This is a genomic window from Rhodococcus sp. SB1D (assembly GCF_048573875.1).
In the GTDB taxonomy this organism is placed as follows: Bacteria; Actinomycetota; Actinomycetes; order Mycobacteriales; family Mycobacteriaceae; genus Rhodococcus_F; species Rhodococcus_F qingshengii.
In genome coordinates this window covers 535,209-561,359 of record NZ_JBMAIQ010000003.1, presented here as the reverse complement: position 1 = coordinate 561,359, position 26,151 = coordinate 535,209, and the positions used below count along the sequence as shown (strand labels likewise).

Annotated in this window: 23 protein-coding genes and 1 pseudogene; 11 read left to right on the top strand and 13 right to left on the bottom strand. The window is 62.4% G+C overall.

Going from position 1 to position 26,151, the window contains the following annotated elements; genetic code table 11:
- Positions 1–1,073 (top strand): annotated as a pseudogene (locus ACN50D_RS11395) (isopeptide-forming domain-containing fimbrial protein); the annotation flags it as partial.
- Between the two features lie 79 nt (positions 1,074–1,152).
- Here the strand turns inward: ACN50D_RS11395 and ACN50D_RS11390 are convergent.
- On the bottom strand, positions 1,153–3,234 hold the full coding sequence (locus ACN50D_RS11390) for a PhoX family protein (protein WP_208690036.1): 2,082 nt from the start codon (positions 3,232–3,234) through the stop codon (positions 1,153–1,155).
- A 234-nt stretch (positions 3,235–3,468) separates the two neighbouring features.
- Between ACN50D_RS11390 and ACN50D_RS11385 the strand changes: the two genes are divergently transcribed.
- The 7 genes from ACN50D_RS11385 to ACN50D_RS11355 all read left to right on the top strand — a co-directional run bounded on the left by ACN50D_RS11385 (position 3,469) and on the right by ACN50D_RS11355 (position 8,956).
- Positions 3,469–3,705, top strand: a complete 237-nt coding sequence (locus tag ACN50D_RS11385; protein ID WP_228401538.1) for a hypothetical protein — start codon at positions 3,469–3,471, stop codon at positions 3,703–3,705.
- Positions 3,702–4,640 carry an ABC transporter ATP-binding protein gene (locus ACN50D_RS11380; RefSeq protein ID WP_007735263.1) on the top strand — a complete coding sequence of 313 codons (939 nt, stop codon included), beginning with the start codon at positions 3,702–3,704 and terminating at the stop codon, positions 4,638–4,640. The genes ACN50D_RS11385 and ACN50D_RS11380 overlap by 4 nt, the downstream gene beginning before the upstream one ends.
- Complete coding sequence (locus ACN50D_RS11375; protein WP_211921819.1) at positions 4,637–5,428, top strand: ABC transporter permease; 792 nt, start codon at positions 4,637–4,639, stop codon at positions 5,426–5,428. Before ACN50D_RS11380 ends, ACN50D_RS11375 begins: the two co-directional genes overlap by 4 nt.
- A gap of 21 nt (positions 5,429–5,449) precedes the next feature.
- A complete protein-coding gene (locus ACN50D_RS11370; RefSeq protein WP_054782137.1) occupies positions 5,450–6,592 on the top strand; it encodes a sensor histidine kinase in 1,143 nt (380 codons plus the stop codon).
- Positions 6,589–7,203 carry a response regulator transcription factor gene (locus ACN50D_RS11365; protein ID WP_003946002.1) on the top strand — a complete coding sequence of 205 codons (615 nt, stop codon included), beginning with the start codon at positions 6,589–6,591 and terminating at the stop codon, positions 7,201–7,203. Before ACN50D_RS11370 ends, ACN50D_RS11365 begins: the two co-directional genes overlap by 4 nt.
- 152 nt (positions 7,204–7,355) lie before the next feature.
- Complete coding sequence (locus ACN50D_RS11360; protein WP_003945999.1) at positions 7,356–7,763, top strand: YciI family protein; 408 nt, start codon at positions 7,356–7,358, stop codon at positions 7,761–7,763.
- 8 nt (positions 7,764–7,771) lie between these two features.
- Positions 7,772–8,956 carry an RNA polymerase sigma factor gene (locus tag ACN50D_RS11355; RefSeq protein WP_073513548.1) on the top strand — a complete coding sequence of 395 codons (1,185 nt, stop codon included), beginning with the start codon at positions 7,772–7,774 and terminating at the stop codon, positions 8,954–8,956.
- Here ACN50D_RS11355 and ACN50D_RS11350 read toward each other — a convergent pair.
- The 11 genes from ACN50D_RS11350 to ACN50D_RS11300 form a co-directional block, all read right to left on the bottom strand.
- Entirely contained in the window at positions 8,942–9,688 is a 747-nt protein-coding gene (locus ACN50D_RS11350) for an amino acid ABC transporter ATP-binding protein (RefSeq protein WP_003946070.1), read from the bottom strand. The genes ACN50D_RS11355 and ACN50D_RS11350 overlap by 15 nt on opposite strands.
- A gap of 4 nt (positions 9,689–9,692) precedes the next feature.
- Positions 9,693–11,510: an ABC transporter substrate-binding protein/permease gene (locus tag ACN50D_RS11345; protein ID WP_208690038.1), complete on the bottom strand. Its 1,818-nt coding sequence runs from the start codon at positions 11,508–11,510 to the stop codon at positions 9,693–9,695.
- 151 nt (positions 11,511–11,661) lie between these two features.
- Entirely contained in the window at positions 11,662–12,576 is a 915-nt protein-coding gene (locus ACN50D_RS11340) for an SMP-30/gluconolactonase/LRE family protein (protein ID WP_208690039.1), read from the bottom strand.
- Between the two features lie 31 nt (positions 12,577–12,607).
- Positions 12,608–13,807 carry a zinc metallochaperone GTPase ZigA gene (gene zigA, locus ACN50D_RS11335; RefSeq protein WP_050655935.1) on the bottom strand — a complete coding sequence of 400 codons (1,200 nt, stop codon included), beginning with the start codon at positions 13,805–13,807 and terminating at the stop codon, positions 12,608–12,610.
- A gap of 98 nt (positions 13,808–13,905) precedes the next feature.
- Positions 13,906–14,544, bottom strand: a complete 639-nt coding sequence (gene nthB / locus ACN50D_RS11330; protein WP_208690040.1) for a nitrile hydratase subunit beta — start codon at positions 14,542–14,544, stop codon at positions 13,906–13,908.
- 26 nt (positions 14,545–14,570) lie between these two features.
- Positions 14,571–15,194, bottom strand: coding sequence for a nitrile hydratase subunit alpha (gene nthA / locus ACN50D_RS11325; RefSeq protein ID WP_003946052.1), 624 nt, complete (start codon positions 15,192–15,194; stop codon positions 14,571–14,573).
- 73 nt (positions 15,195–15,267) lie between these two features.
- Positions 15,268–16,833 carry an amidase gene (locus ACN50D_RS11320; protein ID WP_208690041.1) on the bottom strand — a complete coding sequence of 522 codons (1,566 nt, stop codon included), beginning with the start codon at positions 16,831–16,833 and terminating at the stop codon, positions 15,268–15,270.
- Positions 16,834–16,947: 114 nt separating this feature from the next.
- Positions 16,948–18,354: a substrate-binding protein gene (locus ACN50D_RS11315; RefSeq protein WP_208690042.1), complete on the bottom strand. Its 1,407-nt coding sequence runs from the start codon at positions 18,352–18,354 to the stop codon at positions 16,948–16,950.
- A gap of 44 nt (positions 18,355–18,398) precedes the next feature.
- Positions 18,399–18,767 carry an ArsR/SmtB family transcription factor gene (locus ACN50D_RS11310; protein WP_007735244.1) on the bottom strand — a complete coding sequence of 123 codons (369 nt, stop codon included), beginning with the start codon at positions 18,765–18,767 and terminating at the stop codon, positions 18,399–18,401.
- A 115-nt stretch (positions 18,768–18,882) separates the two neighbouring features.
- Positions 18,883–19,944: a phenylacetaldoxime dehydratase family protein gene (locus ACN50D_RS11305; protein ID WP_007735242.1), complete on the bottom strand. Its 1,062-nt coding sequence runs from the start codon at positions 19,942–19,944 to the stop codon at positions 18,883–18,885.
- 204 nt (positions 19,945–20,148) lie between these two features.
- Complete coding sequence (locus ACN50D_RS11300; RefSeq protein ID WP_047270147.1) at positions 20,149–21,129, bottom strand: helix-turn-helix domain-containing protein; 981 nt, start codon at positions 21,127–21,129, stop codon at positions 20,149–20,151.
- 176 nt (positions 21,130–21,305) lie between these two features.
- On the opposite strand from ACN50D_RS11300, the gene ACN50D_RS11295 reads away from it, so the two are divergent.
- The 3 genes from ACN50D_RS11295 to ACN50D_RS11285 are packed head-to-tail and all read left to right on the top strand — an operon-like array spanning position 21,306 to position 25,185.
- Complete coding sequence (locus tag ACN50D_RS11295; protein WP_030537647.1) at positions 21,306–21,941, top strand: TetR/AcrR family transcriptional regulator C-terminal domain-containing protein; 636 nt, start codon at positions 21,306–21,308, stop codon at positions 21,939–21,941.
- Between the two features lie 36 nt (positions 21,942–21,977).
- Entirely contained in the window at positions 21,978–23,483 is a 1,506-nt protein-coding gene (locus ACN50D_RS11290) for a class I adenylate-forming enzyme family protein (protein ID WP_020971425.1), read from the top strand.
- A 10-nt stretch (positions 23,484–23,493) separates the two neighbouring features.
- On the top strand, positions 23,494–25,185 hold the full coding sequence (locus tag ACN50D_RS11285) for an acyl-CoA dehydrogenase family protein (RefSeq protein WP_211921817.1): 1,692 nt from the start codon (positions 23,494–23,496) through the stop codon (positions 25,183–25,185).
- On the opposite strand, the gene ACN50D_RS11280 is transcribed toward ACN50D_RS11285, so the two are convergent.
- Positions 25,182–26,060 carry a LysR family transcriptional regulator gene (locus tag ACN50D_RS11280; protein ID WP_003946037.1) on the bottom strand — a complete coding sequence of 293 codons (879 nt, stop codon included), beginning with the start codon at positions 26,058–26,060 and terminating at the stop codon, positions 25,182–25,184. The two genes, ACN50D_RS11285 and ACN50D_RS11280, sit on opposite strands and share 4 nt — an antisense overlap.
- Between the last annotated feature and the right edge of the window lie 91 nt (positions 26,061–26,151).

Here is a 26,151-nt window from a genome sequence, read left to right as displayed (position 1 = left end):
ATGGCACACCCGCGATCGAGGTACTGAAGTCCTCTGTTCCGTCCACCACGAACCGTGTGGTTGGTGGCCAGGAGATCACGTACACGCTCACGTTCAAGAATGTGGGTACCGCGGATGGTGAGGTCAGCTTCTACGACGATCTCACCGACGTTCTCGACGATGCAGTAATGACGAAGGATCCGGCTACCACTTCCACGCTGGTCGTTTCGGGTGTCGTCGACAACGTCTTCACGGTCACCGGAAAGCTGGCCAAGGGCGAGACCGCGACAGTGACGTACACCGTCAAGGTCAATCCTGAGATCGGAACGTTGTCAGGTCCCGGATTCACTCCGGGTGTCCTGAACAACTACCTGGTGGTTGGTGGCGAGAAGCCGCCAGTGGACTGTGTCCCGGGCGACGCTCTCTGCACCGAACACCCGATAGACCCGCCGGAGACCACCACTACGGTGCCGCCGACGACCACCACGACGCCGCCGGTCACGACGGAGCCCTGTGTTCCTCCGACGACGACCACGCGGATGGTTCCGACGACAACGGTTGCGACGACGACGGCTAGCGCGATCACTGCCGGTGACGCTGATGTGACCGGTACGGAGGAATCCACCACCGCGGAGGAGACCACCACAGAGGAGACCACGACAGAAGAAGTTGTCGCGGAAGAGATTGTGGATCCGTGTGGCGTGACGACAACGACGCCGCCGACGACAACGCCGCCGGTCACAACAGTTCCGCCGACCACGACGGTTCCGACCACGACGGTGCCGGTTACACCGACGATCATCATTCCCCCGATCGTCGTTGTGCCTCCGATCGTCGTACCGCCGACGGTTCCGGGTCAGCCGGTTCCGAGCACGGTTCCGGGACAGCCGAAGCCGCCGACAGCAAACCCGGGTCAGCCGGGTCAGCCGAAGCCGTCTGCTCCTCAGGGCGGGACGATCAACTCGGGTGGTGGCGCTGGTGAGAGTGGCGTGAACACCGGGTTGCTCGCAGCAGGTGGATTGGTTCTGCTGCTGGCGCTGGGAACGGGTGTTGTTCTCCTGACGCGTAAGCGTCGCGAGGACGGTGACAACTGATTCTCTTGAGAATCTGAGGTAAACGACGTGGGGCAGATCGCAGAGTATGCGATCTGCCCCACAGTCGTTTTCGTGTGTGTTACGAGCCGAGCCGAGATCCGTCCTTCTTCCAGGCTGCAACTACCGACGGGCGAGGCTGGGAAGAACCACCGTCTGGCCAATGGGATGCGGGGCTTTCGATGCTGGCGTCGTCGGTCTCGCCGGGGTGCTGGACGCAGACGATGACGCGCTTCTCGTCCACGATGGGGCCGCAGGTTTCGGCGCCGACGGGAACGGTGAGGAACTGCTTTGTCTCACCGCGGTTTTCGCCTTCGAGGACAACGCTGAACAGCCCGTCGTTGGACTTGAGTGCGTTGCCGTCGGTGGAGATCCACAGGTTTCCGTGCGGGTCGAAGGCAAGGTTGTCCGGGCACGAGATGGGACTGACCTTGTTCTTGTCGAAACCGCCGAAGTAGGTATCGGCTGTGGCTGGATCTCCGCAGACGAGAAGGAGATTCCAGCCGAAGGTGGTGCCGGCGTGGTCGTCGGTGATTTCGAGGACCTGGCCGTTCTTGTTGTTGTTGCGCGGATTCGCTTCGTCGGCCGCTGCGCCGCCGTCGACTCCGCGCTTGGTGTTGTTGGTCAGCGCGACGTAAACCTTGCCGCTCTTCGGGTTTGCCTCGAAGTCCTCGGGGCGGTCCATCTTCGTTGCCCCCACCTTGTCGCCGGCCTGGCGGGTGAAGACGGCTACCTCTTCGGCGCTCATGCCGTCGACCAGCGATTCGCCCTTGCCGTCTTCGCCGGTGCGCAGGATGGCTACCCACTCGCCGGTTCCGTCGAACTTGCCGTCCGACGGAAGTTTGCCGCTGCCGTCGATCTCGCCGGCGGAGTTTCCGCTGAGCTTTGCGACGTACAGTGTTCCGGCGTCGAGCAGAGTCATGTTGTGGCGCATGGCTGCTTGACTCTTGCCGTCCTGCATCTTTCGGCTGGAGACGAACTTGTACATGTAGTCGAAGCGCTCGTCGTCGCCGCTGTAGGCGACGACGGTGCCGTCCGACGTGATGTAAATGGTGGCGGCTTCGTGCTTGAAACGTCCGAGCGCTGTGTGCTTGATCGGAGTCGACGACGGATCCCAGGGATCGATCTCGACGACGTATCCGAATCGGTTGACCTCGTTGGGTTCTGCGACCAGATCGAACCGCTTGTCGAATCGTTCCCACTTGCGCTCGGAAGCGGCACCGGCAAGACCGTAGCGCTTCAGTCGCGCTGCGACCGTGGGATCGGTGACACCCTCGGCGTTCGCGAAGTACTGGTTGAAGTTCTCTTCGCCGGAAAGCACTGTGCCCCAAGGTGTGACGCCGCCGGCGCAATTGTTGAGGGTGCCGAGCACTTTGGTTCCCGTGGGATCGGCACTCGTCTTGAGGAAGTCGCTGCCTGCAGCGGGGCCGGTCACGACAAATTCCGTGGTTCCGGTGATGCGGCGGTTGTTCGATCCGATCTCCGGTACGAGCTTGCCGTTGTCGGATTCGCCCTTGACCTGGACGACCGACAGTCCGTGGCTGGCGAGGCCGATCTTGAACTGCTCCTCGGTCGGGTTCTCCGCATCGTAGCCGCGGAACATCGCCGGCTCGGTGGAGTATTCGTGATTGACCACGAGTAGGTAGGTGTTGGGCTGCCCGTCGACCGGGAGCAATCCGGCGAAGTCGTTGTTGAATCCGAACTGCAGTTCCTGCGCTGCCGCAGTCTGCTTGTCGAAGTCGAAAGCCGGGGCGCCGGCGAGAACGGCGTCACCCCAGCGAATCACGACGGCTTGATCGTATCCGTCAGGGACGGTGACCTTGTCCTCCTTGTTGGGCGCGACGGCGCCGAAGTTCGTCCCCGCTGGTGTCGATCCGCTGCTGCTGCCGCTCGTCGATCCGGTTCCCGTTTCAGCACTTGCGGATTCGTCCGAACAGGCGACGAGGGCGCTGCCCGCTCCCACCGCGAGCACTGCCATGCCGCTGCCCCGGAGCAAGCCGCGACGACTCAGCGCTGTGCGTGCGATGTCGCGGAAGTACTCGCCGCCCGAGGTGTTGGGGACCTCGTGAGAGCACGCGTTTCCGCACTTGTACTGGCAGGTGATCGACGCGCGTGCAGACACGCCGTCGTGTTTGACGAACAAGGCCAAAGGCTTGATAGCCACCGTGAACTCCCGAGATTCGATGTACGGACTTCGGGAACCGTAGAAGCTCTAAGCAAGGGTAAAGGAACGTAAAAATGAACGGCAAAACAACGAGGTGACCCTTACCCGCGGTTTACGACGCGTCCCCGCGGGGACGTCGCATGACATTTGTCATCGCTGATCCGTGACGGTGTCACCGCAGGTGATGACGCTGTGCACTGTTTTCGGCTCTGACTTCCCGCGAAGCTTGGATGCATGAGAGAACCACATGAGGGAAGCCTCCTGACGGACCTGATGGACATCGGACCCGCACCCACGATGGGCCGCGAACTTGTTGTGATCGTCGTGAATATTGCGATCATCGGAGTGCTGTTCGCGATCATCGGCTCCAATCCCGTGTTCTGGATTCTTGTTGCCGCTCTCGCTGTCTATGCGGGTATCCGATTCGTGATCGGACTGCGCGGCTGGAACCGAGCGGAGGCGCAGCGATGAAGGGCGATCCCGTGATCGACGTAGTCGGAATGTCGCGGCGTTACGGCTCCGGTAAGGAGGCGTTCGATGCTGTTCGCAATCTGGATCTGAGTGTTCAGGAAGGCGAGCTGTTCGGCCTCCTCGGAACCAATGGTGCCGGCAAGACGTCCACTCTCGAAGTGATTCAGGGTCTTTCACGATCCAGTGCCGGAACGGTGCGCGTTCTGGGCATGGATCCGGTGCGCAACCGCAAGCAGATTCGCCCGTCGCTTGGCATCATGCTCCAGAAGGGTGGCTTGCCCCAAGACCTGACTGCTCGTGAGAGTTTGGCGATGTGGGCCGGAACCTGCTCGAATCCGCTGCCCGTGGACGAGGTGCTCGAGCGCGTGGACATGCGTGACCGTGGTGATACCCGCGTGAAGTTCCTCTCGGGAGGTGAGGCGCGGCGACTGGATCTGGCGTGCGCGATCATCGGCCGGCCACTCGTCCTGTTTCTCGACGAGCCGACTACTGGTTTGGATCCCGAAAGTCGACGTAACACTTGGCAATTGATCGCAGACTTGAAAGCGTCGGGCGTCACCATCATGTTGACGACGCATTACCTGGACGAAGCCGAGTCCCTGTGCGACCAGTTGGCGATCATGCACCGTGGATCGGTGGTGCGCAGCGGAACCGTGGCGGACGTCGTCGCGGATCATCCTGCCCAGATCAAACTGCACCGCCCAGGTCTTCCGCTCCCAGCGCTGGCCGGCGCCGAGGTACGCGTCGAAAACGATCTGGTGGTGATCACCACTCGCACAGTGCAGGAGACTCTGACGGAACTGCTGCTGTGGGCACAGCACAACAACATCCTGCTGACCGGCCTGGATGCCCGCGCGGCATCCCTGGAGACCGTATTCCTCTCCATTGCAGACCAATTCGATCATCACGCAGCTCTCGAAGGAGCGTCGGCATGAACCGCATAGCAACCCTGTCTCGTTCGGAGTTCACGCTCCTGGGACGAAATCGACTGTTGCTCTTCAACGCAATCGTCCTCCCGTTGATCTTTCCCGTGGGGATGCTGTACCTCTCACGCGATGGCGGGTTGTCCGACAAGTCGGTGTCGGCAGGCCTCGAGGTGTTTGCACTCTTCCTGCTCGTGTTCGTAGTCTTCTACAACCTCCTGTCGGTGTACGCGACGCGTCGTGACGAGTTGGTTCTCAAGCGACTACGGACAGGGGAATGCAGCGACGCCGAGATCCTCGCGGGCCCGACAGTGCCGTCGTGGGTTCTCACCGGCCTGTTGACGGTGGTGATCGGAATCGCCGTGATGGTTCTGGGCGGTAGTGCTCCGGTCAATCCGGTCCTGGTGCTGGTCGCGGTGATCGGCGGCGCCGCGCTCTTCACGGCGCTGGCGTTGATCACTTCGGCTGTCACGCGAAATGCAGAGGCGGCGCAGATCACCTGCATGCCGATTCTGATTCTGGCGACGGCAGGTATGTCCTCGATCAGGAATGTCGTGCCGGACAACGTTGCTCGCATTCTCGATTTCACTCCGCTGGCCGCAGTAGTGGACCTTCTCAATCTCGGATGGCTGGGGCGGACCACTGGCGAACTGGCTGATCTGGGCGATGCGCCCGGTGCGGCAGCGGGATTTGTCGACACCTTCGGTTCGGCTGTGCAACCGTTGTTGGTCATGCTGGCGTGGATCGTCGGTTCGGTTCTGATCGCGAACGTCCACTTCCGCTGGGAACCGCGTTCGTAGAACTCTGAGAAGGTAGTGGGCATGATCGCGCAGAACTTCGGACGCTGGAATCCGAGACGGACGTGGCGAACCGCGTCGAACGTCGACAAGGTTCGCCTCTACACGCGGCAATCGTTCATCATGGTCGCAGTGGTTTTCGGTGGCTTCGGTGCGGTCACCGAGGTCGTTGCGGATCGGTACCTGTCGGGTGTCTTCCTCGGAATCAGTGCCGTTGCGTGCGTCATCGCCGTGTCTCGGATGCCTGATCTGGGCGGAGTCGTGGCCAAGCCCGTCCAGATTCCTCTTGCCGTGATGACGTTGTCGGCGTTCTGCTCGGCGGGAATTGCCTTGGGAAGCAATGGCGAGAACGGCCCGTACTTCTGGCTGGCGGCAATCCTTGTCGTGCCCCTTGCGGGGTTGACGTCGTTGCGCTGGCTGATCGTGGGCTCGGTGGCCGCCGGGGTTGTACTGGGACTGCTTGCGGGTCCGGAAAGCGGCGTGTCCGTCGGAATCGTCGCCGCCTTCATGGGGCTGACCGTCTACATGTCGGTGTGGCTGCTGCGGATGGTCACCGAATTGGACGAGGCACGCGGAGCCGCTGCCGCTCTGTCCGTCGCCGAGGAACGGTTGCGATTTTCACGCGATCTCCATGACGTCGTCGGGCGGGCACTGTCTGCAATTGCGGTGAAAAGTGAACTTGCAGCTACTCTTTCACGACGCGGCGACGATCGTGCCGCCGCGCAGATGGACGAAGTACGCGAACTTGCGCAAGATTCACTCGACGAAGCGCGCGAGTTGGTTCGGGGATACCGGTCCATCGCCTTGGCGTCCGAGCTGGCCGGTGCGCAGTCTCTGCTCGAGGCCGCCGGAATCTCCACTGCGATACGTGGATCGGCAGATCAGCTGCCGGTGGAACTGGCCGAAGCTGCCGCCTGGGTCGTCCGTGAAGGCGTCACCAACATTCTCCGGCACTCCAGTGCCGAGAATTGCAGCATCGAAGTGTTCGCGGACGGCGTCGTGATCGCCAACGACGGCGCACGGATCGCAGAGCCGAACAACGGAACCGGCCTGAACGGATTGCGCGAGCGCGTCGGCGCCGTCGGAGGAATTGTCGAAACCGTGCAGGACGAAGATCGCTTCACCCTCACCGCCCACTTTCCGTCCCGAACGAAGGAGTCTCGGTGACCGAGCCGATCAAGGTACTGCTGGCCGACGACGAGAACCTGATCCGCTCGGCTCTGGCCATGATGTTGTCGCTCGAGGACGACATCGTTGTCGTCGCGGAAGCCGAATCCGGCGAGGATGCCGTGGTCGCTGCTGCAAAACATCAACCTGACGTAGCCGTGCTCGACCTTCAAATGGCAGGTATCGACGGCATCGAGACGGCGCAACAGATTGCGCAGACGGTCTCGGGGTGCGTCTCGATCATCGTGACGAGCCACGGGCGTCCCGGGTATCTGAAGAAGGCACTGTCAGCAGGCGTCCGAGGATTTCTGCCGAAGACGACGCCTGCGGCGACGCTCGCCGAGGTGGTCCGCAGCGTCCACGCGGGCGGGCGGTACGTCGATCCGTCGTTGGCTGCCGAGGCAATCGGCGCCGGCGACTCACCGCTTACTCCGCGCGAGGCGGACGTACTCGAATACGCGGCCGACGGGGCATCCATCGAGCAGATCGCTTCCCGGGCACACCTCTCGGCAGGAACCACCCGGAACTATTTGTCGTCAGCTGTCACCAAACTCGGTGCTGCCAACCGGCACGAAGCAGCGGTGATCGCCCGCCGGCAGGGGTGGATTTAGGGCCTTCGGCCCCGTGCGCCTTTCTGGTTGCGGGCACTACCAAAAAGGCGCACAGGGCCGAAGGCCCCGCAATGTCGAGAATCCCCGACTTGCTTCGTCCCTGTAGTGAAGTGCGACCAGAATGGGTGGCACCGACACAGAGGAGATTCACGATGGCCAAGTACTTGCTGCTCAAGCACTACCGCGGCGCTCCGGCTGCAGTCAACGACGTGCCGATGGACCAGTGGACGCCGGACGAGATCACTGCCCACGTGAAGTACATGCAGGACTTCGCGGATCGGCTCGAGAAGGCGGGCGAGTTCGTCGACGGTCAGGCTCTCGCTCCTGAGGGCACCTTTGTCCGGTACGACGGTGAGGGTCGCCCGCCGGTCACCGACGGTCCGTTCGCGGAAACCAAGGACCTCATTGCCGGCTGGATGGTGATCGACGTCGACAACTACGACCGTGCCGTCCAATTGGCCGGCGAGCTCTCGGCCGCGCCCGGCGCAGGCGGGAAGCCGATTCACGAATGGCTCGAACTGCGCCCGTTCCTGACCGAGCCGCCGACCATCACGGACTGAAACCTGTCATGGACGACGCCCTGCTTCGGAGTCTGACTCCGAGTGTGCTCGGCATCCTCGTCCGCCGCGGAGCAGATTTCGCGTCGGCCGAGGACGCCGTGCAGGACGCTCTGCTCGAGGCGGTCAGGGTCTGGCCGGACAACCCGCCGCGGGACCCGAAGGGCTGGCTGGTCACGGTGGCCTGGCGGCGGTTCCTCGACGGGATCCGGTCGGATGCGGCTCGCCGTAAGCGGGAGTTTCTGGCTGACGAGCAGCCAGGCGAGCGGCCGGTCAGCGGGTCGGTGCCGGGCGTGGACGACACACTCCAGCTCTACTTTCTGTGCGCGCACCCGTCGTTGACGCCGTCGTCCGCCGTCGCACTCACGCTGCGCGCTGTCGGCGGGCTGACCACCCGCCAGATTGCGCAGGCCTACCTGGTGCCCGAGGCGACTATGGCTCAGCGCATCAGCCGAGCCAAGCGCACGGTCTCCGGCGTCCGGTTCGAGCAACCCGGCGATGTCGCCACCGTCCTGCGTGTCCTCTATCTGGTCTTCAACGAGGGGTACTCCGGCGACGTCGACCTGGCTGCCGAGGCCATCCGGCTCACCCGGCAGTTGGCGGCCGCGATCGATCACCCCGAAGTCGCAGGGTTGCTCGCACTGATGCTGCTCCATCACGCTCGTCGAGCCGCGCGAACTGCCGCGGACGGCAGTCTGGTTCCGCTAGCCGAGCAGGATCGCAGCCGGTGGGACACCGATTCGATTGCCGAAGGAGTCGCAATCCTCCAGTCAGCTCTCGCCCGCGACCGGCTCGGTGAGTTCCAGGCCCAGGCCGCCATTGCCGCACTCCATGCCGACGCTTTCACAGCAGACGAGACCGACTGGGTGCAGATCGTGGAGTGGTACGACGAACTCGCAGCCCTGACCGACAGCCCGATCGTCCGGCTCAACCGAGCGGTGGCGGTCGGCGAGGCGGACGGGCCACGCGCCGGCTTGGCAGCTCTTGCAGCGCTCGACGATTCACTTCCACGCCATGCCGCAGTCGAGGCCTATCTCCGTGAACGCGACGGAGACCTGGAGACGGCGGCGAGGTTGTATGCCGATGCAGCGCACAAGGCATCCAACCTCGCCGAACGCGACCATCTGATGCTTCAGGCGTCCAGGATCAACGCCCGTCGATCTCCTGCAAGCGCCCCTGACTCAGAGAACCTGTGAGAGGAACGCTTGCAGTCGATCTGTTTCGGGATCGTCGAAAAGCTGTTCCGGAGTACCGGTTTCGACAACGGCGCCGCGATCCATGAACAGCACCTTGTCGGAAACGGAACGCGCGAAACCCATTTCGTGCGTCACGACGACCATGGTCATGCCGGACTTCGCGAGATCGGCCATCAATGCCAGAACACCCTTGACCAGTTCGGGGTCGAGAGCTGACGTCGCCTCGTCGAAGAACATGACCTCGGGCTTCATCGCCAGGGCGCGGGCAATGGCGACGCGCTGCTGCTGACCACCCGAAAGGTTGCCGGGCCGCGAGTCGGCCTTCTCCCTGAGCCCCACCAGATCCAGCTGCTCGAGCGCGAGCGCCCGAGCTTGCTCCTTCGACAAACCCTTGAGCTTGTTCGGCCCGAGTGCGATGTTCTCGGCGACGGTCTTGTGTGGGAACAGGTTGAAGTGCTGGAACACCATGCCGATCCGCTGGCGTAGCTCGTCGGGGTTGTCCTTCAGGACGGACTTCCCGTCGAGCAGCACGTCACCCTGCTCGGGCTCGTGCAGACGGTTCAGCACGCGCAGGAGCGTCGACTTGCCCGAACCGGAGGGCCCGATGACGGTGACGGTGTTTCCGGCGTCGACGTGCAGGTTGACGCCGCGAAGCACCTTGTTGGTGCCGAAGGACAGATGCAGGTCCTTGCCGGTGAGCGATACGGACTTCAGTTCAGAGCTGGTGGTCATGTCCTCAGCCCCTTTCCACGACGATGGCCTGCTCGAGCGGATCCAACGTGCCTGAAGTGTCGGCGCGTCCGGTCCGGAGTCGGTTGTCGATGTAGTTGACGAGGTGCGTCAGCGGGATGGTCAGAGCAAGGTAGAACAAGCCTGCCGCAACGAGCGGGGACAGGCTGCCGGTCTGGGCGTTGAGATCACGTCCGACGGCAAAGAGTTCCCGCTGGGTGACGAGGAGACCGAGGAAGTAGATCAGCGACGAGTCCTTGATCAGCGAGATGAACTGGTTCATCAACGCCGGCAGAACGCGTCGTACACCCTGCGGGATGACGACCAGCGACATGGACTTTCGGTAGCTGAAACCGAGGGCACGTGAAGCCTCGAGCTGCCCGGACTCGACGCTCTGGATTCCGGATCTGAAGATCTCACCGATGTATGCCGACGCGAGCAGGGACAGCGCCGCGACACCGAGCCAGTACGGATTGCTACCGGTGATTCCCTTGACGATCGGTCCGACGCCGAGCCCGATGATCAAGATGATGACGACTGCGGGCAGGCCACGGAAGATGTCGGTGTAGACGCGGGCCGGCCAGCGCAGCCAACGGGTGCGCGAGATACCGGCGACAGCGAGCAGCATGCCGAGGATCGTGCCGATGATGCCGGACGCGAGCGCAAGGATCAGGGTGTTGGGAAGACCGGTCTTGAGGAGATCGGGGAATGCCTTCTTGTACAGATCCCAGTCGAAGAACGTGTCCTTGAGCTGTTCGAGCGTCGACTTCGGTTGGTACGACGCGGTATCGCCACCGTCGCCGTTTGCTGCGTTTTCCGCGGCAATGGCTGCGAAGTCGGGCAGTTCCGGAGTGGCCGCGGCCTTGGATCCGGGCTTCCAGCCTTCAGGGAGTTGGCGCGGTACCCAGTCGGCGTACAGCTGAGACCAGGTTCCGTCGTCGATGACTGCGTCGAGGCCGGAGTTGAGGGCGTCGATCAGCGGCTGGTTTTCCTTGTTCACCGCCCAGCCGACGAAGTTGTTGACCGAGAAGGTGTTCTGGATGATCGAGGTCGGGTCACCGGGAGCGATTGCACCTTCGGCCTGCTGAGACGGAGCTACCCAGGCGTCGATCTGTCCGGACTTGAGGTTCGCGTACGCCGTGGCGTAGTCGGGAAACTTCACGGGATCGAGCTTGAGCGTGTTCACGACGTAGTCGTCCTGCACGGTTCCCTGCACGACGCCGATGCGCTTGGAGGCATCCAGGTCTCCGAAGCCGGTGATCGGGCTGCCGTTAGGCACGACGAGGGAGAAGTATCCGAAGTCGTAACCGTTGGTGAAGCCGACGGTGTTGCGACGGTCGTCCGTGGTGGTGATGGACGACGAGCCGACGTCGAAGCGTCGACCGGCAACCTGGGCGAGAAGCCCGGCGAACTCGGTGCCGACGAACTCGACCTTCAGGCCCAGCTTGTCCGCGACGGCCTTCAGGAGTTCGTTGTCGTAACCGGTGTACTGGTTCTCGGAGTTGACGCAGATGCTCGGGGGAGCGTCACCGAGCGTGCCGACCGTGATGACTCCGGGTTTGATCAGATTCAGCTTCGAGGTGTCGATCTGATTGACCGGGGTGACGGTGGCCGTGGTGTAGCGGTCTTCGGCGCCCGCACCCGCTGCCGCATCCAGGTTGGTGGGCGCCGCGGTTGCGGCTCCCACTCCTGGAGGTGCACACAGGTCTGTGGGGGCTGCCGACGAATCCGAGCCACTCGAGCACGATGACAGAGTCAGCGCCAGGAGGGCAGTGAGGAGCAGTGCCACCACCAGGCGGATCTTCGCTGCGACGGAAGAAAACATGCGTGCAGCGTAAACCTAAGGGTAGCCATTTCTCCGTGTAGAACTGTTGACAGTTTTCGGACAAGGGGCCGTTGCGCTGCGGGCATGCCTTCAAATCAGCGTGATTTTAAGTATCGCCAGGTCGGGGAATCTCGTGCCGAAGAGATCGGCATCAGCGGACGGGTGCGAGTTCGACGCCCGACGGAGGTACCAGGCGACGCAGCGTTCCGTCGAAGCCGGTGACGTAGAGCGCCCAGCCGTCGCCGTCCTGTCCTATACGTACTGAACTCGGCCCGTTCCACCCATTCGACAGACCCGAAGCGACGACGCAGGAAGTGCCGGTTTCAGGGTGTACGCGATAGATCGAGCCTTCGACGTGAGCAGCGGCGTAGAGCATTCCATCCTGCGACATGGTCAGATCGTCGAGGCCGGGTATCAGGCTCGGGACCGTCGCTACAACTGTCCACGCGTCAGGGGTATCCAAGGGCACTCGAATGATCTGACCGGTGAACAGGTCATCGGTGTACACGGCTCGATGATCCGGACTGAGCGCGAGTCCCTCCGAACGCGGCACTGTCGACCAATTGGGCACGACGGCTCCGGAGTCGTGCAGATAGCGCGAGACGCCCTTTGGCGGACCTCCTTCTGTTCCGACCCACGTGGTCAGCAGATCGCCGTCGGGAAGCCGGAGCAGGCCGTTGCCCGCGAAGTCGACGGGTGCGGACAGCTGATCCGTCGAGGTGTCCAGGTGCAACAGCTTGCCGTCCTGTCTGGTGAGGAAGGACAGCCTCGAACCGTCGAGTTGCAAACCGCCAGGGGCAGCCATGTCGTCGAGGACAGTTCGTACCTGTCCTGCGGCGTCGACGTGATAGATCTTCGACTCGCCGGAGAGGTAGAACCCGCCGTTGTCATCGGGCTCGAGGTTTTCGAGCTGTTCCAACCCTTGCGCTACGGTTTCGACCCGCCACTCGCCGCACATCGGCGCGACTGTCCAGGTGGCCCCCGCCGGCGTAGCTGCGGCCACGGTCCCGGCTGCGATCGCCGCGACGATCAACAACGCCCGAGTTCGGTTGCGTGATACCCCCATTGCGCACAACTTACGGCAAACCGGACCAATATCAAACGGTCTGGTCGGTATAGCCGACGCCCAGAGGGTCGCTCCAGGTGGTCCACACGTCTGGCCCGAGTTCGATCTCGGCTGTGGTGAGTAGACACGCGTCGAGTTCTCGGTGCAGTCGAGACGGGTCGATGGCTTGGCCGATGAAGACGAGTTCTTGTCGGCAGTCTCCGACGGGTTCTTCCCACTTGTCGAGGATTCCGTCACGACGGTAATCGTCGGCCGGCCACTCGTCACGGGGTAGAAACTTCCACCAACGGCCGACGTATCCGTGGCGAATGAGATGACCGGCCTGAGAAATACTCCCGATCTCGGTGAACCGACCGGCATTCCAGTAGTAGCCCTTGGCTCGAAGCAACTTTCCGTTGGTCCACTCGCTGCTTAGGAAATCATGCAGGCGTTGGGGGTGGAAGGGTGCGCGCTCGCGGTACACCACCGAACTGATTCCGTACTCTTCGGTTTCGGGGATGTGTTCACCTTGGAGTTCTTGTAACCATCCGGGGGCCTGTGCAGCCTTTTCGAGTGAGAACAAACCGGTGTCGAGAATCGTGTCGAGTGGGATGCGACCGAGCGTCATCGGAACTATCGCAGCGGATGCGTTCAAAGAGCGCAGGACTGCGGTCAATTCGACCAGGTGCTGGTGCGAGACGAGATCGGCCTTGCTCACCAGGATGACGTCGGCAAATTCGATCTGATCGACAAGCAGATCCGCGATGTCTCGTTCGTCTTCCGGGGCATCGGCTTCGACGCGGCCACCAGCCGTGTAGTCGCGCAGAAAACTGTGGCCGTCGACGACGGTGACCATGGTGTCGAGTCGGGCGACGTCGGCGAGGGCGTGGCCGTCGGTGTCGATGAATGTGAACGTCTCTGCGACAGGCAGCGGTTCGGAGATGCCCGAAGATTCGATGAGTAGGTAGTCGAATCGGCCATCGGCGGCCAAGGCACTGATCTCGGAAAGAAGATCCTCTCGCAGAGTGCAGCAGATGCAGCCGTTGGTCATCTCGACCAGTTTCTCTTCGGAGCGACTGAGCGAGATCTCACGCTCGACTTCTGCACTGTCGATGTTGATTTCGCTCATGTCGTTGACGATCACCGCGACCCGCCGACCCTCTCGATTTCGCAGGATCTCGTTGAGTAGTGTCGTCTTCCCGGCGCCCAGGAAACCTGACAGCACCGTGACCGGAAGTCGTGTGTCGACCATGATTTCCAGTGTCCTTCCGAATGAGAGAATTGCTGTGATCAGGCGGCGGTCACGCGAAACGCTGTGATCGCGTGACCGCCGCCCGGAATGTTGGACGATCAGGCCGCAGGCTCGAGGTAACCCTCGAAAAGGTCGACTACGACGCTGCCGCCGTCGGTGTCGCTACCGAACAATTCCTCGGCGTCGAACTTCACGTGGTACGTCGGTTCTTCGCCGGCGTCGTTGCGCCCGTGGCCGATTGCGTCGGGAAACGGCCACTTCTCGCTAGTCCGATGAGAGATGGTTCCCACTCGTCCGCGGCAGTACGCAGGCATTCGAATATGCCCCGGAACGTACTCGTCGCGCACGCGTACTCGCTGACCGATTTCGAAGGTGGTCGTCTCGACGGGTGCCGGACGCCCTTCGGATTCGCTGGGCCGCGACAGTGGGAACGGTCCCCCTGCAAGGCTTTCGAGTTCATCCTGCGTCAGGATCCCCTTTTCGACCATCAGTGTCGCGACGCCGATGACGTACCTCTCGTAGTACGGGGTCATCATGTAGTGGCGTGGTTCCATCCGCTCGACGACGTATCGAACTTCGTCGACGCTGAATGCCCCGAGTTCGGCGACACCGGCGAACATCAGGCTGTACGGCAGGTGTTCCCACTCGGCGTGGAAGGTGGGGCCGATGTCGGCGTTGACGGTATGCGGGACTTTGCCGAAGCCTTGAACTCCGGCAAGATCGTGTACTCCATCCATGGTGTGCTTCTTTCTTGTCGGGGTGATCAGACGGTGGGGACCTGCGGGACTGCGACGCCGATCAGGCAGTCCTTGGTGACGATTTCCTGCAGTTGTTCCTGGCTCCAGCCTTCGGTGCCTGCGGGACGTTGCGGGAGAACCATGTAGCGAGTTTCGGCGGTGGTGTCGTAGACGCGGATCTCGACGTCCGACGCGATCTCGGTTCCCATCTCGGAGAGAACCTTCCGTGGCTCACGCACCACTCGCGCACGGTATTCGAAACTCTTGTACCAGGTAGGGGGCAGGCCGAGAATGGGCCACGCGGTGCATGAACACAGCGAGCACACGATCACGTTCTTGAGGGTCGGGGTGTCTTCGACTGCCACGATGTATTCGCCCTGGGGGCCCAGATATCCGTACTGGGCAACCGCGGCGGTACCGTCGGTGAGAAGCAGTTGCCGGAAATCGGGGTCGGTCCAAGCCCGCGCGACCAATTCCGCTCCGCGCCTTGGACTGAAGTCCTCCTCGAAAGTTTTCTTCCATCCTTCGACGTAACCGTCGGGTACCAATCCCTTACCGTCGAGTGCGCGGAACAGGGCCCACGCGCGATCGGAGACCGGCGCCTGGGCCGGTGCGGCGTTCTCCGTTGTGTGGTCGATCGTTACTGACATCTGGTTCACCTTTTCTATGCGGGCTGATCATGTGTGAATCGGTGGAATTTGTTGTGCAAGTGCGGATACAGAACTAGGTGAGGCTGAGTTGTGGTGCAGAGTCGGAGATGTGGTCGGCAGGCGTCGGAAACGCGCCGCGAAGCTTTTCGAATGCGCGCCCGACCCGGAGGACCGTCGCATCGTCGAAGGTCTTGCCGGTGATCATCATTCCGACCGGAAGCCCGTTCACCAGGCCGGCGGGAACGGACAGGGACGGATGTCCGGTCACGTCGAATGGTGCTGTGTTGGCGATCATCCCGAGAGCTTTCGTGATGAAGGTTGCACGATCCACGTCGTTCGCCGGCAACTCGGATGCGACGTAGGGCAGTGTGGGCATCACCAGGACGTCGAATTGTCTCAAGGCAGTGTCGTAGGCGGCGCGGGCGAGCGGTACGAGGTTCCGGGCTTTGCCGTAGCTCGCGCCGCCGAGGGTGGTGATGCCGTGGTGGCCGGTCAGAGCCACCAGTTTGACGGTTTCGGACAGAGCGTCGGCGTGCTGAAGGCGTCGAGAAGCAAAGTGTGCCATCAGTTCCGGATCGTACAAACCTTCGGCGTTCATGCCGTATCCGTTGCCGTCCAACATCTGGTAGGCACCACCGTCCGTGGCGATCACGTTCCAGATGTGGAAAGCATGTAGGTGCCACGGGATGTTTACTTCCTCTACCGTGCAACCGATTTCGGCCAGACTATGTGCCGCTGCGCGGACTGCGTCGTCGACCTCGGGTTGTGAGACCGCGTGCCCGAAACCTTCTCGAACGATCCCGATTCGCAGACCATCCACATCGGAGTCGAGGGTGGACAGATAGTCACCTACTTCGACGCTGTCGGCTTGGCGTGGGTCGTTACCGTCGCGACCGGCGATGACCGAGAGCATCAGTGCGGCATCGTGGACCGTGCGTGTGATCGGGCCGAGATGGTCGATTGTTCGCTCGATGGGAAATGCCCCGGTATACGGGACGAGCCCGAACGTCGGCTTGTGTCCGACGACGCCGCAGAATGCCGCCGGGATCCGGATCGATCCGCCCTGATCCCCGCCGATGGCAAAATCGACGTCACCGTTTGCGACGAGAGCCGCACTGCCACCGGATGATCCACCTGCTTCACGCTGTGGGTCCCATGGATTGCGGACCGGTCCGCTTGCCGGTGTGAAGCTCGAACCGGAGAAACACAGGTCCTCACACACAGCTTTGCCCGCGACGGTTGCACCGGCCGCCAGTAGTCGAGTGACCACAGTCGCGTCGCGAGACGGAGTGAACCCCTCTACTGTCCGAGACCCGTTCATCATCGGAACTCCGGCCACGGTCACGTTGTCCTTGATCGCCACGCGTCGGCCGGTCAGGACGCCGTCCGACGTCGGCGGGATGCTTGTGGTCACATACCAAGCGCTCAAAGGATTTTCGCTCGCTGTTGGCACCGTGTGCTCACGTGACGTGGTCGGCGGGGTTGCCTCGTCGGCGTACAACTGGTCGACGACGTCGTAGGAGCCCAGTGCTCCGTCGATCAGTGCCGGCCACTCGAGCCGGGCTGATTGGTCGAGAGTGATGCCGTAATGCCTTGCGGCGGTGTCTATTGCATTGTCGTCAGGTCGGATTGTCGCCATGAGAAGTGTGCTCCTGATGTGATCGGCTTCACTTGTCTTTCAGACTAGGGCCGGATCCATAATTGCGTCAATAGGTATCGACATATTGACTCGTTAAGTTCGGGTTACGCGCGCTCAGAGAGAGCGGGGGTACAGGCGCCCACGGCGTGATTCAGCGAGCAGAATCGGTCGATGCAGTGGAACACCGTTGTTCGTAGAGCTTTTCGATGTCGTGACAAGCTGCCGAAGTACTGTTTCCGGATCGCCTGCCGACGTTCGTTCGACGGCGCGTGCGTAAGCGACGATCGCTTCGTACGTTGTCTCCGACAGGGAACTGAGCGGAGGCAGGAGTTCGTTCGAGCTCGCGCTGTATCGCTTTTCGAGGTCGTGATCGCCGGCTGCGGATTGAAAGTAGCCGAATGCCGCCCAGACTCCGTCGGCATCGGAATTGCCGATGAGCTGCTGAGTGGCCTCGTCGAGGACCAATGCAAACGTCCGCGTGGTGGCCCGCAGTCCGTGCTGGGCGCATTGTCGTTCGAAGAAGACCTCGTCATGGCCCACCAGGGTGGAAAGAATCAGTTCGGCCCCGGAGTCGGCTATCGACTCGATGATGCGTGAGAAGTCGGTTGTCCCCAACGGTACGTAGACTTCGCCGGCCACCGAACCTGTGGATTCGGCGATCACACGCCGGGCCGCCCAATGCGCTCCGAACGACCACGAATACTGCTGGCCGACCAGGAACCAAGTGCGAGAACCGGTCTCGGACATCATTGCGGGTATACCCGCTCGCGTCTGGTCGAGTGGGCGCTCACCCAATCGAAGGACTCCCGGACGCGATCGACCTCCCTCGTTGAGAACTGTGTGCACCAACAGCACACCGGTGTTCTGCAATGCAGATGCAGCGGCATTGAAGGTCGACGATGTCACGCACGCGAAAACGGCGCGACATCCGCTTTTCACCAATCGCAGTGCGGTCGCCGCTCCGGCCGCCGGGTCGGAAGCGTCATCGCCTGTCACCAAGTCGACGAGAACGCCGCCGATGCCGCCGTCGGCATTGATTTCTTCCACGGCCAGGGATGCGAGTGTTTCTGTCGCCTGGGCGAATACAGCTGCCGGGCCGGATTTGCTGACCAGCAGCCCGATCCGATGTCGGTCGGAACGCGGAGGTTCGGGTGGAGCGAATCCGCGCTTGTTGGCAAGCCAGGAAATGCCGTCCTGATCGAGGCTGGACTCGAGAACGATCCGGGTCCCGGCGCCGTCGGGAAAGAACCGGATCGTCAGGCGGCCGCGCCACGGTTGGTGGTGCACGATCACGACCGATCGGCCCCGCTTCACGCCGGCGACGTATCCCAACAGCGTGATCGGCATTCCGGCTGGCTCTGCGCGTGCGCCGTCGCCGACGGGAAGGGAGATGGCGGCAGCGGCCCCGACCGTCAGTTGCTCACATTCGAGTTCGAGCAGTTGCCCCGTTTCGAGGCGCTCGAAGGCTGACCCTGGTGGGTCGGTCGTCACGATCTGTGCCGTTACGGAGAGACCTGGCACGTTCTACTTCCTGCCTGAAATAGGTGCTGGGGCTCAACAAGGCCTCACGCTCGGCGACGCACCGATGCGACGTCTGAATCCTCAGTCGCAGTGGCCGGCAACTCGGAGGCGTTCGAACCTGCTTCCAGCGCTCGCCCGAGGACGTCGCGCAGGAACTGGAGTGCATCGTTGGCGGGCCCCGATGGATCTATCGAGAACAGGCGATGACGTCCTTGACGCCGTTCGACGATCACGCCGGACAACCGCAGCGCCTTGAGATGTGTGGATACCGTGGTGCGACCGACCGTCGAAATTTGATCGCTGATGAAGCCCGCGTTGCACTCGCCGTGTGTAGCCAGCGTGTCGAGAATCTGTCGACGCACTTGGTCGGCCAGCACAGCAAACGCCAACTCTTCGTTTCGTTGAGTAGTCACTGTCTGCTGTCCGCGCTTCCTCGATGGTCTCTACTGAGATATGTCGACACCCGTCAACATATCTCGAGTTGCCTCCGAGGGAAAGAATGTGGCCGAAGATTGCCGGCGACTTCGGTCAGTGCTCGGCGGTGATCACCGCGTCGCGCAGCATTCCGGTCCCGGGATGGCAATTGATGTACTCGTAGAGCTGATCGGCGGCATCGAATACCGAGACCTCATGGTAGAGACGCAATTTCGACAGGCCCTCGGCCACCCGGAAGAACGTCGTGAAGATCCGTAGATGGGTCGGGTGGGATTCCGACCACCGTTCGAGTTGGTCGAGGGAGGCCCAGTGGCCGATGTTGTAGCTCAAGTCGAGGAAGTTTCCGTCGATGTCGATATTGCGTACGAATCGGTTGCTGTAGCACCCGACGGCCGGGCCGTTGTCGCGGAGGAAGTCCATGCCCGATTGAAGAGTGGGCAGGATTTCGTCCAGGTAGAGGCTGCGCTCGTCTGCTTCCGCGTCGGCCCAGTCCTGCCCGGACCTGATCAGTGCGATGTTGTCGTGTCCCCGCACTACTACGCGTCCACCTACGGCGGGGTCACCGGCGACGACCCGCAGTTCGCCCGAGGCCTGCATCCAGTCGGTTTGGGAGATCGGAAACCGCTCGCGCATCGAACCCCAGTAGCCGTGCTCGTTGATTTCGCCGCTGACACCGTCCATGACAGCTCCCACCCCGGGGAGGTCGTCTTGGAACGCGTAGAGCGTTTCGAATTGTTCGGCTCTCGGTGCCACGATCTCGCGGAAGAACCCCAATCCGTCCGACAGGCGGTCTTCGGACTCCCACCAGGAGGACACTGGAGGTGATGTGCTCCAACGATGTTGGGAAGAAACATCTTTCCAGTAACCGACCACGATCAGGTTCTCGTAGCCCTGGTTGTCGATGTGATGGGTGAGATCGTGGTGTGCCGGTCCGTCCGGCAAGTCGAAGCCGGCGACGATATCCCGCATCGCCCGCAGTGCTGCCGGGCGCTGATCCTCGCCGCGGAACTGCACGCCGAGATAGCCCATCACGACCTGGTGCAATGTGTCGTCTGCGCGCCCGACCCACATGGGAAACGGTGGCGTATAGGTATCCGGGACCCGCCTGGTCAGAGTGCGCGGGCATTGAAGGTGTTCGCCGATTGCAGATTCCATGAGTGCTCCCTGTGATGTAGGTGGTCGAATCGGGTGCCTGGCACTTGGCAACGCCGTGCCGAAAATCTACGCCCGCTCAGCCGAGCAAACTTGGCCGTCAGCGCCCGATGCTTGGCCTACCGTGCCAAGAATTGTGGATACGCTTCGGCGACAGAAAATTTTGAACACCATGTTCAATGGGTAAGTGTCCGAAGATGTTACAGATCAGCGGGTAGTACTTGTGGGGGCCGCTGCTTGCGACCGGTACCGCCGCGGGCTGATCCCGAATTCCGCCTTGAAGGCTCGACTGAAGGCGGCCAGGTCGGTGAATCCCCAGCGGTGAGAAATCTGGGTCAGCGACCGCTCTACTCCGTGTCGTTGCACGATCTCACGACGGCAACCGTCGAGTCGACGGCTGCGAATCGACCGTGACACCGTCGTGCCGTGTTCGGCGAAGGCTCGGTGCAACTGCCGAATGGAGACTTTGACCGATCCCGCGATGTCCACCGGAGACAGGGCCGGGTCTGCGATGCGGGCGTCTATGACCGACAGGGCGGATTCGTAGAGGCTGGTTCGCCGCGAGGTGATCGGTCGCGCAGTTGTGTGAAGAACGGACTTGACCAGGTTGCCGATCTCGTTGACGACTTCCTCTTCGTCTCCGCTTGCGTCGGACGTCATGCGGACGGAGGCAAGATCGTGAAGAAAGCGACCAAGCAGGCCACTCAGGCCCGCGTGTCCGTCGAAGGCGATGGCGGTCAGGCTCGTGACCTCCGCGTCGCTGAGCGACAGGTACGACCGTGGCCAGGTGAACACCTCGAGTCCCCAGATGCCGTCGTGTGCGTGTCCCTCGATCTGCCAATCGAAGGGGCGCGTGGTGTCGTACAGGACGTAGTCGCCACGTCGCAGGACGCATTCGCGGTCGTCTTGGCGCACTACCGCGCTACCGCGGCGGATCATCCCGATCTGCAGATAGTCCGCGCCGTCGCTTTTGATGAGGCTGTTGCTACGGACTATTCGTTGTTCCATCGATTGAACTGCGGATACCCGAACGTGTGCGAGTTGGGCCGAGTGGACGGCCCCGCTGAATCGATCGCCGTCTCCGATATCGGATACGTCGAGCGCGACAAAATGCTCGCGCAACAAATCTGCCCAGTCGCCCGTGAGAGTCGTGCGTGTGGGCAGGGAGAAGCCGGATCGCGCGAGCATTGCAGGGCGCCTCCTCGCAGAAAAGCCGAAGTTCTCGGGTGCTCGATGTTCAGAGAGTAATCCCGCACATCAGACATGTCGATAGAAGTCGACATGTCATCGCGTCGGGAAGAAATTGTTTGCCATACAAACAACGCCGAGTTATTGTTTGTCGTACAAACAAGTAGGAGTTCGTGATGGCCACCGAGGCAGTTCCCGCAGCGCGCGCGACGCGTGAGTCGGGCAAGCAGACGCGCATGGCGCTGTTCAACGCCGCAACCGAGCTGTTCCTCGAGCACGGCGACAGCGTCTCCATCGCGCAGATCTGCACGGCCGCCGGCGCCCATCCCAACCAGGTGACCTACTACTACGGCTCCAAAGAAAAGCTCTTCGTCGAGGTGGCGTGCGCGGCCGTTCTGCGCGCAGGCAAGCGTGCCGAGGTCGATGCCGCCGACGCCGACACGGTCGGCGATTACACCGAGAAGCTGGTCGGATCCCTCCTGGGCTCGGGCGCTCCCAGCGTCGAACTCTTCGTGGAAGCGATGATGATGACGGGTCGTCGTGGTGAACTCCGCGACCTGATCTCCGAAACGCTTCGCACTCTGCACTCCTCGGGCGAAACCGCCCTCCTCCGTACCTTGATCCGCACCGGCTGGCAGCTGCGCGCGGGCATCGACGTCGAGTCCAAGGCCTTCTGGTCTGCGATCTTCGGCCTCGTCATCCAGAAGACTGCCACCGGCGAGAGCTTCGGCTACTCCCTCGAGGAGGCGGTTGCCGTCATCTTCGCCACCCTCCAGATACCCGACGCCGTACTCAACAGCTCGATGGAATGAACTCTCTTCGAGCGTGATTCTCCGACAAGGACTTCGATGAATATCGTTCGCGTATTCGACAGCAACGTCACCAAGACCCCGGACAAACCCTTCCTGATATTCGATGGTCACGATCACACGTACTCCCAGGTTCAGGACGGAAGTCGACGCGCCGCAGGCTATTTGCAGTCGCTTGGCGTGCAGCCGGGCGACCGCGTCGCGCTGATGTGTTACAACACTCCGGGATTCGTGTACGCGATGCTCGGTGCCTGGCGCTTGGGCGCCGTCGTGGTCCCCATCAACCACAAGATGCAGACTCCGGAAGTTGCCTACGTGCTGGGACACGCGAAGGTGTCGGTGTGCGTCTTCGACGGTGAGTTGGCGCCGGTTGTCGGTCGACTGGAGACAACGGCCAAGCTGATCAGCACGGACTCTGTCGCAGACGGTTTCGACTTCTTCGACGACGCCATCACCCGCCAGGAGGGCGTCGACGGTATCGACATCGACGAGAACGATCCGGCTGAAATCCTCTACACCTCGGGGACTACCGGCTCGCCCAAGGGCTGCGTCCACAGCCACCGCAACGTCGTCGGTGTTGCCGTCACCGCGGCCCTCGCCGTGTCGACGACTCGGGACGAGCGACTGCTCATGGCCGTGCCGATCTGGCATGCTTCCCCGCTCAACAACTGGTTCATGTCCACGCTCTACATGGGCGGAACCGTCGTGCTGCTGCGCGAGTACCATCCCGTCAAATTCCTGGAAACAGTTCAGGAACAACGCATTACCCTCTGCTTCGGCCCGCCGGTCATCTACACCACTGCACTCAACCTCGTGCCGAACTTTGCCGACTACAACCTCGGAAGCGTTCGTGCGTGGTTGTACGGCGGGGGACCGATCGGCGCGGATGTCGCTCGGCGACTGGTGGAGTCGTACGGCACCACCGAATTCCGGCAGGTCTACGGCATGACCGAGACCGGGCCAGTGGGCACCGTGCTGTACCCCGAAGAGCAGTTGAGCAAGGCGGGCTCGATCGGCCGCGTCGCGCTGGCCGGCGTCGACCTGCGCCTGGTTGCCGATGACGGCACCGACGCGGAGCCCGATCAGATCGGTGAGATCTGGCTGCGCGCCGACACCGTCATGCAGGGGTACCTCGACGACCCCGCTGCCACGAAGGCTGCATTTGCCGACGGCGGTTGGTATCGCACCGGCGATCTGGCGCGCAAGGATGCGGACGGCTACCTCTTCATCGTCGACCGCGCGAAGGACATGATCATCACGGGCGGTGAGAACGTCTACTCCAAGGAGGTCGAGGACGTGATCTCCGGCCACCCGGACGTCGTCGACGTCGCCGTTGTCGGAAAACCCAACGAAGAATGGGGCGAGACCGTCGTCGCGCACGTCGTCTGGCGTGAACCGGATGTCATCAGCGCCGACGACATCAAGGACTACCTCTCGGACAAGTTGGCGCGCTACAAGATTCCGCGTGAAGTGGTGTTCGCGACGATTCTTCCGCGTACACCGACCGGCAAGATCCAGAAGCACCTCATCCGCGCAGCGAGCTGAAAGGCCTGTCATGACTGATATTTCCGAGAAGACCGTCACCCACCCGGCTCCGCATCGCACCCATGCAGTGCTCAACCAGTCGGTACCGCGCACGGACGTCAACGAGTTCCTGCTCGATACGGTCCTGGCCGAAGGCGTCGCGCGTCACGACGCCGATTGGGCCACCAGTGAACTCACCGATATCGGTGAACTGGTCGGCAGTGCCGGGTTCCAGCACGACGCCGAGCTGGCCAACACGGTGATCCCCGAATTGAAGACCTTCGATCGCTGGGGAAACCGCATCGACGAGGTCGAATACCATCCGTCGTATCACCGGATCATCTCTGCCGCCGTTGCGCACGGTGCTCACACCTCTGCCTGGGCTGACCCCAAGCCGGGTGCCAACGTGGCTCGGGCCGCGGCATTCATGCTGTTCTCCCAGGTCGAACCGGGCCACGCGTGCCCGATCTCCATGACGCACGCTGTGATCCCCTCGCTCGAGCTGCAACCCGATGTAGCCGCCATCTGGACCCCGCGTGCCCTTTCTCGGAGTTACACCCCCGAGTTGGTTGCTCCCGGAAAGGCATCCGCGATCTTCGGAATGTCGATGACGGAAAAGCAGGGTGGCTCCGACGTGCGAGCCAACACGACCATCGCCAAGCCGGCCGGACGTGGCGGCCCGGGTGCGGACTACCTCCTCACCGGACACAAGTGGTTCTGCTCCGCGCCGATGTCTGACGCCTTCCTGGTTCTCGCTCAGGCCGAAGGTGCTGCCGGCGAGGGACTTTCCTGCTTCCTTCTCCCCCGCATCCTGCCTGACGGCACACGCAACGTCTTCCGCATCCAGCGTCTGAAGAACAAGCTGGGCAACAAGTCCAACGCGTCGTCCGAGATCGAACTCGACGGCACCGTCGGCACCATGATCGGCGAACCGGGACGTGGTGTGCGGACCATCATCGAAATGGTGTCCCAGACGCGACTCGACTGCATTCTCGGCAGCACGGCGGGTATGCGTCAGTCGGTGGCCGAAGCGGTGTGGCATGCACGGCACCGCAGCGCTTTCGGTGCCGTCCTGGCAGATCAGCCCGCAATGACGTCGGTGCTCGCCGACCTGGCTCTCGAATCCGAGGCCGCGACCATCACCGCACTGCGATTGGCCCGTGCGCAGGACGAGGACGCGAATGAGCAGGAAAAGGCGTTCCGCCGACTCGCGACAGCTGTTGCGAAGTACTGGATCTGCAAGCGCGGCCCGCACCACTCCTACGAAGCCCTCGAGTGCCTGGGCGGCAACGGTTACACCGAGGACTTCCCGCTTGCCCGTCGCTACCGTGAGCAGCCCGTCATGGCCGTGTGGGAGGGGTCGGGCAACGTCATCGCGCTCGACGTCCTGCGCGCGATGACCCGTGAACCCGACTCCGTTGCCGCCTTCGACCACGAGATCAACCTCGCCCGCGGCAACAACCCGGTCCTCGATCAGCACCTCGATCGGGTACGACGCCAACTCGGTGAGCTCGCCACGATGGCACCCGCCGACGCTCAGCTCCGCGCTCGGACCGTCGTCGAGGCTATGGCGTTGGCGCTGCAGGCTTCGCTCATGGTGCGCCACTCCCCGGCCGCCTCGTCCGATGCGTTCATTGCCGCTCGCCTCGGTGCCGACCGTGGTCACGAGTACGGAACTCTGTCTGTGGGAACAGATTTCGCCGGAATTCTCGCGAGAGCCTAAGGCTGCTCCCTCAGTACCCTGGTGACGGTGTGTACTGCCGGCGTCGGATTGTTCGGTCGCCATGCCATCGCGATTTTCAGCGTGGGCGTGGCCCCGGCGATCGGCAGGTACACGACCCCGTCCATGGACAGATGCGCCGTCGACTCCACGACGACGGCGATCCCGACCCCCGCTCCGACCATGGCCAACAGGCTGTACGGATCGGGGGCTTCGTGCGCGACGGTGGGCGTGAAACCTGCTGTGGCGCACACGGACAACGTCGCATCGCGCACCACCGAGCCGTGCTCGGCGGGATACATCACGAATCGCTCGGTTGCCAGGTCTTCCGGTGACACCGAGTCATGCGCACCGAGGTGATGCCTGGCAGGAACCGCGACCATCAAGGTTTCCTCCCGCACAGTGTGAGTCTCGAATCCGCGCGGAATGGGCAGGCCGACTATGCCCATGTCCAGTGCTCCGCGTCGGAGAGCGTCGAGCACCTCACCCGAGTACATCTGCGGCCGTAGTTCCAGTTCGATTCCCGGATGGGAGTCGGCCAAGGACCGTGTGAGGGCCGACAGGACGGTGTAGCCGCCCGTTCCGCCGAAACCCACTGTGACACGGCCCGTCTCGCCAGTCGACGCGGCCGATGCGATTTCTCGTACCACGGCGATCTGCGCTTCGATGATCCGTGCGGGCGTGACCAAGGCTTCGCCGGCGGCGGTCAGTTGCACTGATCTGGTGGTCCGGACGAACAGGTCGGTGCCCAGTTCACGCTCGAGCGCCCGAATGGTCTGGCTGAGCGGGGACTGCCCGATGTGGAGTCGCTCGGCGGCCCGGCCGAAATGAAGTTCGTCGGCGACTGCGAGAAACGCGCGCAGTTGACGCAGTTCCACGTCGCTCCTCCCGGGTTTCATTATGTGGTTCTCCCACATAAATAAGTCGAACTAAGTCTTGGACTCTACATGGATTTCGGACGATAGTGAT

What these genes read in the sequence shown, in the direction of transcription:
- ACN50D_RS11385 (WP_228401538.1), top strand. Translation starts at nt 3,469, where the DNA reads ATGAGAGAACCACATGAGGGAAGCCTCCTGACGGACCTGATGGACATC.
- ACN50D_RS11380 (WP_007735263.1), top strand. Translation starts at nt 3,702, where the DNA reads ATGAAGGGCGATCCCGTGATCGACGTAGTCGGAATGTCGCGGCGTTAC.
- ACN50D_RS11375 (WP_211921819.1), top strand. Translation starts at nt 4,637, where the DNA reads ATGAACCGCATAGCAACCCTGTCTCGTTCGGAGTTCACGCTCCTGGGA.
- ACN50D_RS11370 (WP_054782137.1), top strand. Translation starts at nt 5,450, where the DNA reads ATGATCGCGCAGAACTTCGGACGCTGGAATCCGAGACGGACGTGGCGA.
- ACN50D_RS11360 (WP_003945999.1), top strand. Translation starts at nt 7,356, where the DNA reads ATGGCCAAGTACTTGCTGCTCAAGCACTACCGCGGCGCTCCGGCTGCA.
- ACN50D_RS11355 (WP_073513548.1), top strand. Translation starts at nt 7,772, where the DNA reads ATGGACGACGCCCTGCTTCGGAGTCTGACTCCGAGTGTGCTCGGCATC.
- ACN50D_RS11350 (WP_003946070.1), bottom strand. Translation starts at nt 9,688, where the DNA reads ATGACCACCAGCTCTGAACTGAAGTCCGTATCGCTCACCGGCAAGGAC.
- ACN50D_RS11345 (WP_208690038.1), bottom strand. Translation starts at nt 11,510, where the DNA reads ATGTTTTCTTCCGTCGCAGCGAAGATCCGCCTGGTGGTGGCACTGCTC.
- ACN50D_RS11340 (WP_208690039.1), bottom strand. Translation starts at nt 12,576, where the DNA reads ATGGGGGTATCACGCAACCGAACTCGGGCGTTGTTGATCGTCGCGGCG.
- zigA (WP_050655935.1), bottom strand. Translation starts at nt 13,807, where the DNA reads ATGGTCGACACACGACTTCCGGTCACGGTGCTGTCAGGTTTCCTGGGC.
- nthB (WP_208690040.1), bottom strand. Translation starts at nt 14,544, where the DNA reads ATGGATGGAGTACACGATCTTGCCGGAGTTCAAGGCTTCGGCAAAGTC.
- nthA (WP_003946052.1), bottom strand. Translation starts at nt 15,194, where the DNA reads ATGTCAGTAACGATCGACCACACAACGGAGAACGCCGCACCGGCCCAG.
- ACN50D_RS11320 (WP_208690041.1), bottom strand. Translation starts at nt 16,833, where the DNA reads ATGGCGACAATCCGACCTGACGACAATGCAATAGACACCGCCGCAAGG.
- ACN50D_RS11305 (WP_007735242.1), bottom strand. Translation starts at nt 19,944, where the DNA reads ATGGAATCTGCAATCGGCGAACACCTTCAATGCCCGCGCACTCTGACC.
- ACN50D_RS11300 (WP_047270147.1), bottom strand. Translation starts at nt 21,129, where the DNA reads ATGCTCGCGCGATCCGGCTTCTCCCTGCCCACACGCACGACTCTCACG.
- ACN50D_RS11295 (WP_030537647.1), top strand. Translation starts at nt 21,306, where the DNA reads ATGGCCACCGAGGCAGTTCCCGCAGCGCGCGCGACGCGTGAGTCGGGC.
- ACN50D_RS11290 (WP_020971425.1), top strand. Translation starts at nt 21,978, where the DNA reads ATGAATATCGTTCGCGTATTCGACAGCAACGTCACCAAGACCCCGGAC.
- ACN50D_RS11285 (WP_211921817.1), top strand. Translation starts at nt 23,494, where the DNA reads ATGACTGATATTTCCGAGAAGACCGTCACCCACCCGGCTCCGCATCGC.